The organism is Citrobacter sp. Ct235 (assembly GCF_030332305.1).
Classification (GTDB): Bacteria; Pseudomonadota; Gammaproteobacteria; order Enterobacterales; family Enterobacteriaceae; genus Citrobacter_A; species Citrobacter_A telavivensis.
The window spans coordinates 125,076-138,880 of sequence record NZ_JAOWIC010000041.1; the positions used below are offsets into that span (position 1 = coordinate 125,076).

Annotated in this window: 14 protein-coding genes; 6 read left to right on the forward strand and 8 right to left on the reverse strand. The window is 55.9% G+C overall.

The window, feature by feature from the left end; all coding sequences use genetic code 11:
- Positions 1 to 187: 187 nt before the first annotated feature.
- The 5 genes from OGY35_RS07390 to ftsY all read right to left on the reverse strand — a co-directional run bounded on the left by OGY35_RS07390 (position 188) and on the right by ftsY (position 5,892).
- On the reverse strand, positions 188 to 1,453 hold the full coding sequence (locus tag OGY35_RS07390; protein WP_286631855.1) for a 4-aminobutyrate--2-oxoglutarate transaminase: 1,266 nt from the start codon (positions 1,451 to 1,453) through the stop codon (positions 188 to 190).
- A 130-nt stretch (positions 1,454 to 1,583) separates the two neighbouring features.
- Positions 1,584 to 2,438 (reverse strand): RNA polymerase sigma factor RpoH, encoded by an 855-nt coding sequence (rpoH, locus tag OGY35_RS07395; protein WP_042323016.1) that lies wholly within the window; start codon positions 2,436 to 2,438, stop codon positions 1,584 to 1,586.
- A 250-nt stretch (positions 2,439 to 2,688) separates the two neighbouring features.
- The gene (ftsX, locus tag OGY35_RS07400) at positions 2,689 to 3,747 is read right to left on the reverse strand and encodes a permease-like cell division protein FtsX (protein WP_042998480.1); all 1,059 of its coding nucleotides are present in this window, start codon (positions 3,745 to 3,747) and stop codon (positions 2,689 to 2,691) included.
- Positions 3,740 to 4,408: a cell division ATP-binding protein FtsE gene (gene ftsE, locus OGY35_RS07405; protein WP_042998481.1), complete on the reverse strand. Its 669-nt coding sequence runs from the start codon at positions 4,406 to 4,408 to the stop codon at positions 3,740 to 3,742. The genes ftsX and ftsE overlap by 8 nt, the downstream gene beginning before the upstream one ends.
- 2 nt (positions 4,409 to 4,410) lie before the next feature.
- Entirely contained in the window at positions 4,411 to 5,892 is a 1,482-nt protein-coding gene (ftsY, locus tag OGY35_RS07410) for a signal recognition particle-docking protein FtsY (RefSeq protein ID WP_286631859.1), read from the reverse strand.
- 250 nt (positions 5,893 to 6,142) lie between these two features.
- Between ftsY and rsmD the strand changes: the two genes are divergently transcribed.
- Positions 6,143 to 6,739, forward strand: coding sequence for a 16S rRNA (guanine(966)-N(2))-methyltransferase (gene rsmD, locus OGY35_RS07415; RefSeq protein ID WP_286631860.1), 597 nt, complete (start codon positions 6,143 to 6,145; stop codon positions 6,737 to 6,739).
- Entirely contained in the window at positions 6,729 to 6,998 is a 270-nt protein-coding gene (locus tag OGY35_RS07420; protein ID WP_042998484.1) for a DUF1145 family protein, read from the forward strand. Before rsmD ends, OGY35_RS07420 begins: the two co-directional genes overlap by 11 nt.
- A gap of 2 nt (positions 6,999 to 7,000) precedes the next feature.
- On the opposite strand, the gene OGY35_RS07425 is transcribed toward OGY35_RS07420, so the two are convergent.
- Positions 7,001 to 7,360 carry a DUF2500 domain-containing protein gene (locus OGY35_RS07425; protein WP_286631861.1) on the reverse strand — a complete coding sequence of 120 codons (360 nt, stop codon included), beginning with the start codon at positions 7,358 to 7,360 and terminating at the stop codon, positions 7,001 to 7,003.
- A gap of 141 nt (positions 7,361 to 7,501) precedes the next feature.
- Between OGY35_RS07425 and OGY35_RS07430 the strand changes: the two genes are divergently transcribed.
- A complete protein-coding gene (locus OGY35_RS07430) occupies positions 7,502 to 8,128 on the forward strand; it encodes a lysoplasmalogenase (RefSeq protein WP_286631862.1) in 627 nt (208 codons plus the stop codon).
- Between the two features lie 76 nt (positions 8,129 to 8,204).
- On the forward strand, positions 8,205 to 10,403 hold the full coding sequence (gene zntA, locus OGY35_RS07435) for a Zn(II)/Cd(II)/Pb(II) translocating P-type ATPase ZntA (RefSeq protein WP_286631864.1): 2,199 nt from the start codon (positions 8,205 to 8,207) through the stop codon (positions 10,401 to 10,403).
- Positions 10,404 to 10,688: 285 nt separating this feature from the next.
- Here zntA and tusA read toward each other — a convergent pair whose 3' ends face one another.
- Complete coding sequence (gene tusA, locus OGY35_RS07440; RefSeq protein WP_152406215.1) at positions 10,689 to 10,934, reverse strand: sulfurtransferase TusA; 246 nt, start codon at positions 10,932 to 10,934, stop codon at positions 10,689 to 10,691.
- Positions 10,935 to 11,239: 305 nt separating this feature from the next.
- Between tusA and OGY35_RS07445 the strand changes: the two genes are divergently transcribed.
- Both OGY35_RS07445 and OGY35_RS07450 read left to right on the forward strand, forming a co-directional pair.
- Positions 11,240 to 11,905, forward strand: coding sequence for a 7-cyano-7-deazaguanine/7-aminomethyl-7-deazaguanine transporter (locus tag OGY35_RS07445; protein WP_152400376.1), 666 nt, complete (start codon positions 11,240 to 11,242; stop codon positions 11,903 to 11,905).
- Positions 11,906 to 11,982: 77 nt separating this feature from the next.
- On the forward strand, positions 11,983 to 12,540 hold the full coding sequence (locus OGY35_RS07450; protein ID WP_044327800.1) for a DcrB family lipoprotein: 558 nt from the start codon (positions 11,983 to 11,985) through the stop codon (positions 12,538 to 12,540).
- Positions 12,541 to 12,543: 3 nt separating this feature from the next.
- Here the strand turns inward: OGY35_RS07450 and OGY35_RS07455 are convergent, their stop codons facing one another.
- The gene (locus OGY35_RS07455; protein WP_152406216.1) at positions 12,544 to 13,794 is read right to left on the reverse strand and encodes an MFS transporter; all 1,251 of its coding nucleotides are present in this window, start codon (positions 13,792 to 13,794) and stop codon (positions 12,544 to 12,546) included.
- Positions 13,795 to 13,805: the final 11 nt, after the last annotated feature.

Consider the following 13,805-nt stretch of genomic DNA (forward strand, 5'->3'; position numbering starts at 1 on the left):
GGTTATTACGACTATTGTGATGTTGTTGTGTAGCGCTTTATTTCATTTATAGGTGTACCGTTCGCGCATTTTCAGCACACTCTGCTAAAACATACCCCATTTTTATAATTTTGGAATAGCTAATTTCATATTCAAATAATAAGTGAACGACATAACGTCGTGCCGCCCGGTGAGGGACGGCACAGGTTTATCGTGTCAGCGAGTGGGTGATAATGCCGAGCGCCTGACGAAATTGCGCCTCAGGGATGGTAAGCGGATAGAGAAAACGAATAACGTTGCCATACACGCCACAACTCAGCAACAGAAGTCCTTCCTGCAAGGCGCGGTCCTGCACCTGGCGGGTGAATTCCGGGGAGGGCTTCCCGGTGTGCGGGTCGTTAAATTCCACCGCCACCATCGACCCCTGAGCACGAATGTCGGCAATAAACGGACAGTCCACTTTCGCCTGATTCAACGCGTCGACCAGCGTCGCGCCCAATGTGGCAGCGCGGGCGCAGAGCTGTTCTTCATCAATTACATCCAGCACCGCGTGTGCTGCCGCAACGGCCAGTGGATTCCCGGCATACGTCCCTCCCAGACCGCCAGGCGCAGGCGCATCCATCACCCCGGCACGGCCAGCCACCGCAGAGAGCGGCATCCCGCCCGCCAGGCTTTTCGCCATTGTCATCAGATCGGGCTGTACGCCATGATGCTCCATCGCAAACAGCTTGCCGGTACGAGCAAAGCCGGTCTGCACCTCATCGGCGATCAACAAGATACCGTGGGTATCGCACAACGCCCGCAGCGCCTGCATGAAATCCGTTGGCGCAACATTAAAGCCCCCTTCGCCCTGAACCGGTTCAAGGATGATGGCGGCGACCTGATCCGGCGCGATATCCGCTTTGAAAATGCGCTCCAGACTTTGCAGCGCATCGGCAGTACTCACGCCGTGCAACGCATTAGGGTACTGGGCGTGATAAACCGAACCCGGAAACGGCCCAAAACCGATTTTGTAGGGCGCAACCTTACCGGTCAGCGCCATCGTCATGAAGGTCCGCCCATGAAATGCGCCGCTGAAGGTAATTAGCCCTGGGCGTTTGGTATACGCGCGGGCAATCTTCACCGCGTTTTCCACCGCCTCTGCACCGGTAGAGAAGAACGCCGTTTTCACCGGCCCCTGAATGGGAACGCGTGTGTTGATACGTTCAGCAAGCCGGACATAGCTTTCGTAAGGAACAATCTGGTAAGCGGTATGAGTAAAGGACTGGAGCTGTTTTTCAATCGCGGCGATGACTTTGGGGTGCCGGTGCCCGGTATTCAGCACCGCAATGCCGGCGGCAAAGTCGATCACCTCACGGCCTTCCACATCCCACAACGTTGCGTTTTCCGCTCTCTCGGCGTAAAAGCCGCACATCACGCCGATCCCGCGCGGCGTCGCCTGCAAACGCCGTTCATTCAGTTCGTTATTTTTCATTTTCATCCCCTAAGATGCGCACAACCCATCGGTAAGTGTTTGCCAGGGGGGAGAAATTCGCCAGAGCAGGCGCTAAAAAAACAAAAACCCCGGACAGTTATCCAGGGTTTTAGCGGGGACTTCGCGGGCGTTACGCTTCGATAGCGGCGCGAAGTTTTTTCATGGCGTTCTTTTCAAGCTGACGCACACGTTCTGCGGAAACGCCGTAGCGATCGGCCAGTTCCTGCAGCGTGGACTTGTTATCTTCGTCCAGCCAGCGGGCGCGGATAATATCCTGGCTACGCTCGTCGAGACCTTCCATCGCGTGGGTCAATTTGTTGGCGGCCTGATCTTCCCAGTTATCCTCTTCAATACCATCGGCAAAGTTAGAGGTTTTATCCTGCAGATACAGCACCGGCGCCATCGGCTGGCTGTCGGATTCGTCGTCCGTGGACATATCAAACGTCATGTCCTGTGCCGCCATACGAGATTCCATCTCGCGGACGTCTTTGCTGGAAACCCCCAGCTCACGCGCAACCATTTCCACTTCATCCTGATTAAACCAGCCCAGACGCTGCTTGGTTTTGCGCAGGTTAAAGAACAGCTTACGCTGTGCTTTGGTGGTCGCTACTTTCACGATACGCCAGTTACGCAGGACGTATTCGTGGATCTCAGCTTTGATCCAGTGCACGGCGAAGGAAACCAGGCGCACACCCACTTCCGGGTTGAAACGGCGCACGGCTTTCATCAGGCCGATATTACCTTCCTGAATCAGATCCGCCTGCGGCAGGCCATAGCCCGCATAGTTACGAGCAACATGAACAACAAAGCGCAGGTGAGACAGGATCAGCGTCTTAGCTGCTTCCAGATCGCCCTGGTAATGCAGCTTTTCAGCCAGTGCCCGTTCCTCGTCAGCCGACAACATCGGCCACGCGTTCGCAGCCCGGATGTAAGACTCCAGGTTACCAACAGGGGCTAAAGCTAAATTTTGCATTTCTTTGGTCATTCAAATCCTCTCAAGTTTTATCGTCTGACACCACAGCGATAGACAGCAACAACCGTGCCAGCGTTAATGAGCAACGAGATTAGCATTCACTCTTTTATCAGACCGTGATTTTATCCACAAGTTCAATGCAACATTGTGTATAAATTACGCACAAATTGTGACATGAAGATGAAAAGCGGGGAAGAGGCGACAGCAACTCTTTCCCTGCGAACGGAAACCCATTGCAGGGAAAGATTATACCACGCTTTTATTAATCGGGAGTAAAGTGACGTAAATGTTGAACCGTCGCAAGCCACGCCGCCACCCAGCCAATCATCGAGCAAACCAGCAGCAGTAACAGGCACTCATCGAACGATAAGCCATTGAGATCAAACTTCGTTCCGAAAACCTGCGCCACTTCCGTGACTGCCGACGACAGTCGCAACACCAAAATTTCTGACAAAATCAGTGAAAGAAATGCGCCGGAAAAACCGAGCAATGCGCCGCCGTAGAGGAACGGACGCAGGATAAATCCATCCGTTGCGCCAATCAGTTTTTGCACGTTAATGGTATCGCGGCGGGCAAAAATGCTTAGCCGCACGCTGTTACCAATGACGAGGAAGACAGCGGCAACCATCAGCACGCCAATCATCGCCGACACGCGCCCGACCAGTCCGGTCAGCGCCGCCAGACGGGCAAACCAGCTGTCGTCCATCCGCACTTCATCAATCCCGTTGATGCGGGAGACCCGGTCACGCAATGTGTTCAGCGAATCGGTGCTCTGAAAGTCGAGCTTCGGGATCACCACCGCCACCGCAGGTAATGGGTTCTCTTCCAGCATATCCAGCGCGCCGCCGAAACCGGACCAGTTGCGGAATTCGCCGAGGGCATCTTCACGGGAAAGATAATTCACCTTTTCCACGCCCTGCTCGGCCTGCAGTTGGGCGACAACGCCTGCCGCCGCATCATCATCCAGCGTTTTTTGCAGATAAACGGTTATCTGCGGAGACGGATAATACTGCGTCGCCGCCTGGTTAACGTTTTTGTAGACCATGTAGCAGACGCTCGGCAGGGTCAGGGAGATAGCAATCACCATCACCGTCAGAAACGTCGCCAGCGGTTTGCTTTTCAGATCCTGTAACGCGCCCTGGAACGCATAGCGCACCTGCTCGTTAAAAACGTTGGTTTTACGCGAGTTCGGCTTTGGCGACGGTTTCGCCCGCTTCGGCGCGTTACGCCCACCGTCGCCGGAAGAGCCGCCGGAACGACGGAAACGGTCCAGCCGTCCACCGAACTGTTTGATTTGGTTGATAGCGTCGCGCTTATTCACGAGCTTCGCCTCCATGCAAATGACCATCGCTCAGGGTGAGCATGCGGTACGAACGACGGGAAATGAGCCCAATGTCGTGCGTCGCCATCAGTACCGTCACCCCAACGCGGTTAAACTCTTCGAACAGACGCAGGATCCCTTCCGACAGCGCGTCGTCCAGGTTACCCGTCGGTTCATCCGCCAGCAGTACTGCTGGCTTGTTCACCACCGCACGGGCGATACCGACACGCTGCTGTTCACCGCCGGAGAGTTGAATCGGGAAGTTCTTCGCTTTGTCCAGCAGTCCGACCTTGTCCAGCGCCGCCGACACGCGACGACGAATATCATCCCCGCTGGCTCCGGCGATAATCAGCGGTATCGCCACGTTGTCGAAAACCGTTCTGTCCATCAACAGGTGGTGATCCTGGAAAATCATGCCGATCTGACGACGCAAAAACGGCACTTCACGGTTTTTCAGTCGCGTGATGTCATGCCCACTGAAGAGAATTTTCCCGGCGCTCGGCCGCTCAATCCCACAGATAAGCTTCAGTAGGGTACTTTTCCCCGCGCCGGAATGGCCGGTCAGAAACGCCATCTCGCCTGGCTGCATATGGAATGTCACTCCCTGCAGCGCTTGTCTCCCACCGAGATAGGCCTTGCTGACATGTTCAAAGCGAATCATTGTTAATCCTCTCGGGCAAAAAGTGCCTCTATAAAATCGTCCGCCTTAAACGGACGTAAATCCTCGATACGTTCGCCCACACCAATATAGCGGATAGGGATGCCAAACTGATCGGCCACCGAGAAGATAACCCCACCTTTCGCCGTACCGTCCAGCTTGGTCAGGGTAATACCGGTCAGACCCACCGCTTCATGAAACAGTTTGGCCTGGCTTATCGCATTCTGCCCGGTGCTGGCGTCAAGCGTCAGCATAACTTCATGCGGTGCGTCTTCGTCCAGTTTCTTCATCACGCGAACGATTTTTTTCAGTTCTTCCATCAGATGCGATTTGTTTTGCAGGCGACCTGCGGTATCGGCAATCAGCACATCAATGTGGCGCGCCTTCGCTGCCTGAATAGCGTCGAAGATAACGGAGGCGGAGTCCGCGCCAGTGTGCTGGGCGATCACCGGAATATTGTTACGCTGGCCCCAGACCTGCAATTGCTCAACCGCCGCAGCGCGGAACGTATCGCCCGCTGCCAGCATCACCGATTTACCCTGTTGCTCAAACTGACGCGCCAGCTTACCAATCGTGGTGGTTTTCCCCACGCCGTTCACGCCGACCATCAGAATAACAAACGGCGTTTTGCCCTCAACGTTCAGCGGCTCATCGACTTTCGCCAGAATGTCGCCCATCTCGTCTTTCAGCAGACCGTACAGCGCCTCGGCATCTTTAAGCTGTTTGCGGCTGGCGCCTTCTGTCAGATTGGTGATGATTTTACGCGTGGTTTCCACGCCCACATCGGCAATCAGCAGTTGCTCTTCCAGTTCTTCAAACAGATCATCGTCGATTTTTTTACCACGGAACAGGCTGATAAATCCGGAACCGAGATTTTCTTTGGTTTTCAGTAAGCTGCGTTTCAGGCGCGCGAAAAAACCTTCTTTGGTCGGTTTTTCCTGCTCCTGAGCGATCTCGTCGACCGGCGCGTCGTCTTCCGCCACCGGCACGACTATCAACGCGTCTTCCGCGGCTTGCGCCGCCAGCGCCTGTGCTTCCAGCTCTTCGTCGGTCAGTTCCGGCTCGTTTTGCGCCTCTTCTTCCACCGCGTCAACAATCTCAACGGTTTCCGCTTCCGCCTGCCACTCTTGCGCTGAGGTTTCCTTTTCGGCGTTCACCTCTTCCGGCAGCGGCAGCTCTTCGTGTTCGACGGCAATCTGCGGCTCAACGCGCGCTTCAGCGACGGCGGGCTCGGGTTCAGCAGACTGGAACGTTTCGATTTCCTGAACTTGTTCAGTCACCTCAACCACTTCTTCAGCAAAGGCTTCTGTTTCTTCTTTGCTGTGAACCGGCGCTTGCGCTTCTACATCAGCCGCCGTTTCAACGGGTGCGTCGGACGGTAATTGCGCGTCAACACCCTGCTGCTCTTCGGTTTTTTGTTCTTGTTCCTGCTCTTTTTCACCAAAGCCCAGCCAGGAAAAGAAGCCACGTTTTTTCTGTTTTGCCATTTGCGATTACACCCCTCGCGGCCCTATGCATTTCATCTTTCAGGCTGCCTCTTTGTTGGCTGCGCTCAAAAACCCCAGTCACATCGTCTTCTATGCTCCAGGGGATTTTATCGCTTGCCGCCTCGATGCATCCTGAATGATTTTATGCATATATACATGGAAGCTAAAAAAATGATGAAATAGTCTATCACTTTACTTAATCCACATCACCGCCTGGAATCATCTGCAAGCGGCGGTTTGAGCAACAGAAATGAAAAAACCGAATCACTCTGGCAGCGGCCAAATCCGCATTATTGGCGGGCAATGGCGCGGCCGCAAACTCCCGGTCCCCGACAGCCCCGGTCTACGTCCGACAACCGACCGCGTGCGTGAGACGCTGTTTAACTGGCTGGCACCGGTAATGGTAGAGGCCCATTGTCTGGACTGTTTCGCCGGAAGCGGCGCGCTGGGGCTGGAAGCGTTGTCACGCTATGCCGCCAGTGCGACGCTGCTGGAGATGGATCGCGCGGTCTCTCAGCAATTACAAAAGAACCTGGCTACGCTGAAAGCAGGGAATGCAAAAGTCGTGAATACCAATACCCTGACATTCCTGGCGCAGTCGGGCACCCCGCACAACGTGGTGTTTGTCGACCCGCCGTTTCGTAAAGGGTTACTGGAAGAGACCTTAAGCCTGCTGGAAAATCACGGCTGGCTGGCAGATGTTGCCTGGATTTACGTGGAAAGCGAAGTGGAAAACGGTCTGCCGCCTGTGCCGACGAACTGGTCGCTGTACCGGGAAAAAATCGCCGGGCAGGTAGCGTACCGTTTGTATCAACGCGAAGCACAAGGAGAAAGCGATGCTGATTAATCTTGGTCGACTACTGATGCTCGGCGTGTGGGCATTCTTATTGTTAAACCTGGTGCAACCCTTCCCGCGCCCGCTCAACATCTTCGTTAACGTCGCCCTCGTGTTCATGGTGCTGATGCACGGCATGCAACTGGCGCTGCTGAAGTCCACCCTGCCCAAAGATGGGCCACAAATGACCACCGGCGAGAAGGTGCGTATTTTCCTGTTTGGCGTGTTTGAACTGCTGGTCTGGCAGAAAAAGTTTAACGTCAAAAAGTAATGCTACGGCTGAGCGACAAAATCGACGAAGCGCGATCCCTTGTAGCTCAGCGTCCCTTTCTCCCCCACCGTCAGCGCATGGTACTGCGTCGCGTCAAGGCGGAATGTCTTTTCCAGTCCCCCGTTCTGCGGCTTAAAGCTGACCTCATAGCGCATGCTGGTTCCCGCTGGCGTGACCTGCTGCTGTCGGGAACGTCGGTCGTTGATGGGCTTTTCACGCTTATTGCTGACCACCATCTGCGCCTGCCGAAGCGGTGCCGCATCGTTATCGGCTTTTTCCCGCCGCTGCTGCATAAAGCGAAATGAGGCGGCAACAATAATTAACGCAATGATAATAATGAAGAAAAGTGGCGGCTTACTCATATTGATAACCCATCAGAAAATGCGGAAATAAGCATACCTTGCCCGTTATGGTGTTGTCATCAGGTGGTCGCGGCCTCTACACTGAACACCAGGGTTGTGAGCATACCGCTTACGAAAAAATAACGAATTCAAGGAACTAAGATGCTTTGGTCGTTTATCGCTGTCTGCCTTTCCGCATGGTTATTTGTGGATGCCTCCTACCGTGGACCCACCTGGCAACGCTGGGTCTTTAAACCCGTCACCTTATTACTCCTGCTGTTACTGGCCTGGCAAGCGCCGATGTTCAACGCCGTGAGCTATCTGGTACTGGCCGGTCTTTGCGCTTCACTGGTTGGCGATGCGCTGACATTATTGCCGCGTCAGCGGCTGCTCTACGCGATTGGCGCGTTTTTCCTTTCGCACCTGCTGTATACCATCTATTTTGCCAGCCAGATGACGCTCTCTTTCTTCTGGCCGCTGCCGCTGGTGCTGATGGTGCTGGGCGCACTGCTGATTGCGGTGATCTGGACACGTCTTGAAGAGTTGCGCTGGCCGGTATGTACCTTTATCGCCATGACGCTGGTCATGGTCTGGCTGGCCGGCGAACTGTGGTTCTTCCGTCCCACCGCGCCTGCGCTGTCGGCGTTTTTGGGCGCGTCGCTGCTGTTTATTGGCAACATCGTCTGGCTGGGCAGTCACTACCGCTGTCGTTTCCGCGCAGACAACGCCATCGCCGCCGCCTGCTACTTTGCAGGGCACTTCCTGATCGTCCGTTCGCTTTATCTCTAATAATGCTTGACTCTGGAGTCGACTCCAGAGTGTATCCTCCGGTTAATGAGAAAATTATCATCAACCGGAGGATGCCATGTCGATACCTGCTCACGATGGCAAAAAAGCCCCACCATTTTCATCTTTCAAGCCTGCGCCAACGCCGCAGAAGACCGATGACTGCTGCTGCGAAGGCGCGTGCTCGCCCCCTGAATCGGTTGTTGAAACGGTAAAAGGCACTCGCTACAGCTGGAAAGTGTCCGGGATGGACTGCGCCGCCTGCGCCCGCAAAGTGGAAAACGCCGTGCGCCAGGTCAGCGGCGTCAACCAGGTCCAGGTGCTGTTTGCTACCGAGAAACTGGTCGTCGACAGCAACGGCGATCTCCGTCAGCAAATCGAGAACGCGGTGCAGAAAGCGGGTTACACCCTGCGCGATGAACAGGCGAAGGAAGACGTCCCCGAATCCCGCTTTAAAGAGAACCTGCCGCTGCTGACGCTTACCGTCATGATGGCGCTCAGTTGGGGACTGGAGCAGTTTAACCACCCGTTCGGTCAACTGGCGTTTATCGCCACGACGCTGGTCGGCCTGTTCCCGATTGCCCGCCAGGCGCTGCGCCTGATTAAAACCGGCAGTTGGTTTGCCATTGAAACGCTGATGAGCGTCGCGGCTATCGGGGCGCTGTTCATCGGTGCCACGGCAGAAGCGGCAATGGTATTGCTGTTGTTCCTGATTGGCGAACGACTCGAAGGCTGGGCTGCCAGTCGCGCCCGCAAAGGGGTCAGCGCGCTGATGGCGCTGAAGCCAGAAACCGCGATGCGTTTGCGCGACGGCGTGCGAGAAGAGGTGGCAATCAACACCCTGCAACCGGGCGACATCATTGAAGTCGCCGCCGGGGGACGTTTGCCTGCCGACGGTAAACTGATCTCCGGTTTTGCCAGTTTTGATGAGAGTGCGCTGACGGGCGAATCGATCCCGGTAGAACGCGCCACCGGCGAAAAAGTACCGGCAGGAGCCACCAGCGTGGACCGTCTCGTCACGCTGGAAGTCGTCTGCGAACCGGGTGCCAGCGCGATTGACCGGATCCTGAAGTTAATCGAAGAGGCCGAGGAACGCCGCGCGCCAATCGAGCGTTTTATCGACCGCTTCAGCCGGATTTATACGCCAGCGATTATGGCCATTGCCCTGCTGGTGACGCTCGTCCCGCCGCTGTTGTTCGCCGGCGCCTGGCAGGAGTGGATTTATAAAGGGTTAACGCTGCTGCTGATCGGCTGTCCGTGTGCGCTGGTGATCTCCACACCAGCGGCTATCACTTCCGGCCTGGCGGCGGCGGCCCGTCGCGGGGCATTGATTAAAGGCGGCGCGGCGCTGGAACAATTAGGCCGTATCACGCAGGTCGCCTTTGATAAAACCGGGACGCTGACCGTGGGGAAACCGCGCGTGACGGCGATTCACCCGGCGACTGGTGTCAGCGAGTCTGAACTGCTGACGCTGGCGGCGGCCGTCGAACAGGGCGCAACGCACCCGCTGGCACAGGCCATTGTTCGCGAAGCGCAAACCACAGGGCTAACAATCCCGCCCGCCGAAGGGCAACGGGCGCTGGTGGGATCAGGGATTGAAGCGCAGGTGAATGGCGAAAGCGTTCTGATTTGCGCCGCCGGGAAACGTCCTGCCGACGCCTTTGACGGAGAGATTAACCAACTCGAAAGCGCCGGACAGACCGTCGTTCTGGTTCTGCGCAACGAACGTGTAATCGGGGTAATCGCCTTGCAGGATACGCTGCGCGACGATGCCCGCACCGCCATCAGCGAACTTAACGCGCTGGGCGTGAAGGGTGTGATCCTGACCGGCGATAACCCGCGCGCGGCGGCAGCCATTGCCGGCGAACTGGGTCTGGCATTTAACGCAGGATTGCTGCCGGAAGATAAAGTGAAGGCGGTCACCGCGCTGAATCAGCAGTCACCGCTGGCGATGGTGGGTGATGGCATTAACGATGCGCCGGCAATGAAGGCCGCCGCCATTGGTATCGCGATGGGGAGCGGCACCGACGTGGCGCTGGAAACCGCGGACGCAGCACTGACGCATAACCGCCTCACGGGGCTGGTGCAGATGATCCAACTGGCACGCGCGACCCACGCCAATATTCGTCAGAACATCACCATTGCGCTGGGGCTGAAAGGGATATTTCTTGTCACCACGCTGCTCGGAATAACCGGACTGTGGCTGGCGGTGCTGGCGGATACCGGGGCAACGGTGCTGGTCACTGCCAACGCCCTTAGATTGTTACGTAAAGGATAACGTGTTTTTGCCGGATGGCGGCGTTGCCTTATCCGGCCTACGAGCCGTGTGCGGTGTATTATCTTTGTAGGCCGGATAAGCGTTAGCGCCATCCGGCCTAAGAGCCGTGCGCGGTGCATTATCCTTTGTAGGCCGGATAAGCGTTAGCGCCATCCGGCTTACGAACCGTGCGCGGTGCATTATCCTTTGTAAGCCGGATAAGCGTTAGCGCCATCCGGCTTACGAGCCGTGTGCGGTGCATTATCCTTTGTAGGCCGGATAAGCGTTAGCGCCATCCGGCGTCGCTTACTGGCCTTTACGCACCAGATAGCGATACGGCAGAGAGTCGGTCTCTTTTGCCACCAGCTCGTGCTCCATAAAGGTACAAAAACCGGGAATATCACGGGTGGTCGCCGGATCGTCCGCCACAATCAGCAGCGTTTCGCCGGTCTGCATGTTGCGTACGGTTTTACGCACCATCATCACCGGCTCCGGACAGCGGAGCCCCTGGGCATCAAGGGTATGGTCGGCAGAAGAAAACAGATCGCTCATCATGGTCTCATTCACTAAAAAAACGGCTGTAGTTTACGCTCAGTTCCGAAGTAAGCCAATCAGGTTAACGATTGCGTGAAAAATAGCCATTGCATTACCGCCGCAAAGCAGTATCATGCGGCGGCTTAAAAAAACGAAGACGCGTTATTGGCGCAGCCAGTTTATTTGAAGGCCAGCGCACAGCGCCCGACGCGTACACGGAGTACGTGCGGCGCGCGAGCACTGCCCGAAAGCAAAATGGCAGTAAAATAGCGTGTAGCACGAATTGGGTTCCCTCACCCCAATAACCATCAAAAAGGTACAATATGAACGCATTTACACAATCACAACGCATGAAAGCGTTGTTCTGGCTATCGCTATTCCATTTGCTGGTGATCACCTCCAGCAACTATCTGGTCCAGCTTCCGGTCTCCATTTTTGGTTTCCACACCACCTGGGGCGCGTTTAGCTTTCCCTTTATTTTCCTCGCAACCGACCTGACCGTGCGGATTTTTGGCGCGCCGCTGGCCCGTCGAATTATCTTTGCGGTGATGATGCCGGCGCTGCTGATCTCCTATGTGATTTCGTCGCTGTTCTATATGGGTTCATGGCAGGGATTTGGGGCGCTGATGCACTTCAATCTGTTTGTCGCCCGTATCGCGGTCGCCAGTTTTATGGCCTACGCGCTGGGACAGATTCTCGATGTGCACGTCTTTAACCGCCTGCGTCAAAACCGCCGCTGGTGGCTGGCACCGACGGCCTCGACGCTGTTTGGCAACGTCAGCGACACCCTCGCCTTCTTCTTTATTGCGTTCTGGCGCAGCCCGGATGCCTTTATGGCCGAGCACTGGATGGAAATCGCCATCGTCGATTACTGTTTTAAAGTGCTGATCAGCATCCTTTTCTTCCTGCCGATGTATGGCGTATTGCTGAATATGTTGCTGAAAAAACTGGCAGATAAATCTGAAATCCCGGCGATGCAGGCAAGTTGAGCTAAAGGTTCCTTTTCCGGGTTGTGATAAGATGAACGGATGAGCCGTTATGGCCGTTTATCGAAAGGAAGAAGTCAATGCGTAATCTGGTTAAATATGTCGGTATTGGCCTGCTGGTTATGGGGCTGGCGGCCTGTGATAATAGTGATACGAAAGCGCCGGCAGAGGGCACGGCGGCAGAAAGCAACGCAACCGGTCAACCGGTTTCTCTGCTGGATGGCAAACTGAGTTTCTCCCTGCCGGCGGATATGACTGACCAGAGCGGCAAGCTGGGTACGCAGGCCAATAATATGCACGTTTACTCTGACGCGACCGGCCAGAAAGCGGTCATTGTCATCGTTGGTGATAACACTAACGAAGAGCTGTCTGTGCTGGCAAAACGTCTGGAAGATCAGCAGCGCAGCCGCGACCCACAACTGCAGGTGGTGACCAACAAATCCATCGAGCTGAAAGGCCACACGCTGCAACAGTTAGACAGCATTATCTCGGCGAAAGGCCAGACCGCTTACTCATCCGTCGTGCTGGGTAAAGTGGATAACCAACTGCTGACCCTGCAAATTACGCTGCCGGCTGACGACCAGCAGAAAGCGCAAACGGCTGCGGAAAACATCATCAATACGCTGGTTATTCAGTAACCGTCAGGATGATGAAACGGCCTCTGGCGATTCCTGCGGAGGCCGTTTTTTTAACCGCCAGGTTAACAGTAGCGCAATCGCCACCAGACCCGCCGCCGCCAGGTAAATCACCGGCACGCCAGCCCAGCTCATCACCAGCCCGGCCAATGGCCCCGTCACCCCCAGCGACAGATCCATAAACACCGTATAGGTTGCCAGCGCCGAGCCCTGATTCTGCTGCGGCACGGCTTTTACCGCCACCACGCCAAGCGCCGGGAAGACCAGCGAGAAACCCATTCCTGCCAGCAGCACGCCGATTTTTGCCATCCACGGCATCATCGCCACGCCCACCAACAGCAGTCCGACAATCTCAACGCCAAAGCAGATCATCGCCACGTTCAGACCGCCCAGGCGGTTGATACCGTTAGGAAACAGCAGACGCGTACCGATAAAAGCACAGCTAAACAGGGTGAGCGCAAACGCCGCGCCGTCCCAGCCTTTGGCGTCATAGAACAGGGTGATAAAGGTGGCGATCACCCCAAAACCCGCCGAGGCCAGCGCCAGCGCCATCCCGTATAGCCAGACGCGTCCGAGCACCGCACGAAAGGGAAGTGGCTTTCCTTTGCTCGCTTTCACCGCCGGGCGCGGAATCGCCAACAGAACCGCCAGCAGCGCGATCCCCATGATAATCAGCGCTAATCCCTGTAGTCCGCTCCAGTTATAAAACAGCACGCCGAGCGGTGCGCCGACCGCCATCGCCCCGTAGGTCACAATACCGTTCCAGGAGATCACCCGTCCGATATGTAGCGACCCCACCACGCCTATTCCCCACAGCGTCGAGCCGGTTCCGGCGAAGCTCTGTCCAATCCCCAGAATGACGCGGCCCAGACACAGCAGCAGTAAACTGGCGACTGGCCAACTGCTGACGCTTCCCGCCAGAAAATAGCCCGCGCCGCTGAGAAAACAGCCGCACAGACCAAAAACCACAATCTTTTTCGGACCGAGTAAATCCGCGTAGCGTCCGGCATGAGGGCGACTGAGCAAGGTCGCGAAGTATTGCAGGCTGATGACCAGTCCCGCCCAGAAGGCGCTAAAGCCCATCACATCATGGACATAGCCAGGCAGCACCGCGAGCGGCAGGCCGATGGTCAGGTAGCTGGCGCAGTTAAACATCACAACAGAAACAATGCGCAGATTGAGGCGCAATCCATTAAGCGCCGGTTCAGCGACGGGTTCGGGCATGGGGACCACCACGTTTTTACAACAATGTTTCATTTCTATCATGC

Bases quoted from the DNA above. Each gene is read 5' to 3' on its own strand.
- OGY35_RS07390 (WP_286631855.1), bottom strand. From the start codon at position 1,453: ATGAAAAATAACGAACTGAATGAACGGCGTTTGCAGGCGACGCCGCGC.
- rpoH (WP_042323016.1), bottom strand. From the start codon at position 2,438: ATGACCAAAGAAATGCAAAATTTAGCTTTAGCCCCTGTTGGTAACCTG.
- ftsE (WP_042998481.1), bottom strand. From the start codon at position 4,408: ATGATTCGCTTTGAACATGTCAGCAAGGCCTATCTCGGTGGGAGACAA.
- ftsY (WP_286631859.1), bottom strand. From the start codon at position 5,892: ATGGCAAAACAGAAAAAACGTGGCTTCTTTTCCTGGCTGGGCTTTGGT.
- rsmD (WP_286631860.1), top strand. From the start codon at position 6,143: ATGAAAAAACCGAATCACTCTGGCAGCGGCCAAATCCGCATTATTGGC.
- OGY35_RS07420 (WP_042998484.1), top strand. From the start codon at position 6,729: ATGCTGATTAATCTTGGTCGACTACTGATGCTCGGCGTGTGGGCATTC.
- OGY35_RS07425 (WP_286631861.1), bottom strand. From the start codon at position 7,360: ATGAGTAAGCCGCCACTTTTCTTCATTATTATCATTGCGTTAATTATT.
- OGY35_RS07430 (WP_286631862.1), top strand. From the start codon at position 7,502: ATGCTTTGGTCGTTTATCGCTGTCTGCCTTTCCGCATGGTTATTTGTG.
- zntA (WP_286631864.1), top strand. From the start codon at position 8,205: ATGTCGATACCTGCTCACGATGGCAAAAAAGCCCCACCATTTTCATCT.
- tusA (WP_152406215.1), bottom strand. From the start codon at position 10,934: ATGAGCGATCTGTTTTCTTCTGCCGACCATACCCTTGATGCCCAGGGG.
- OGY35_RS07445 (WP_152400376.1), top strand. From the start codon at position 11,240: ATGAACGCATTTACACAATCACAACGCATGAAAGCGTTGTTCTGGCTA.
- OGY35_RS07450 (WP_044327800.1), top strand. From the start codon at position 11,983: ATGCGTAATCTGGTTAAATATGTCGGTATTGGCCTGCTGGTTATGGGG.
- OGY35_RS07455 (WP_152406216.1), bottom strand. From the start codon at position 13,794: ATGAAACATTGTTGTAAAAACGTGGTGGTCCCCATGCCCGAACCCGTC.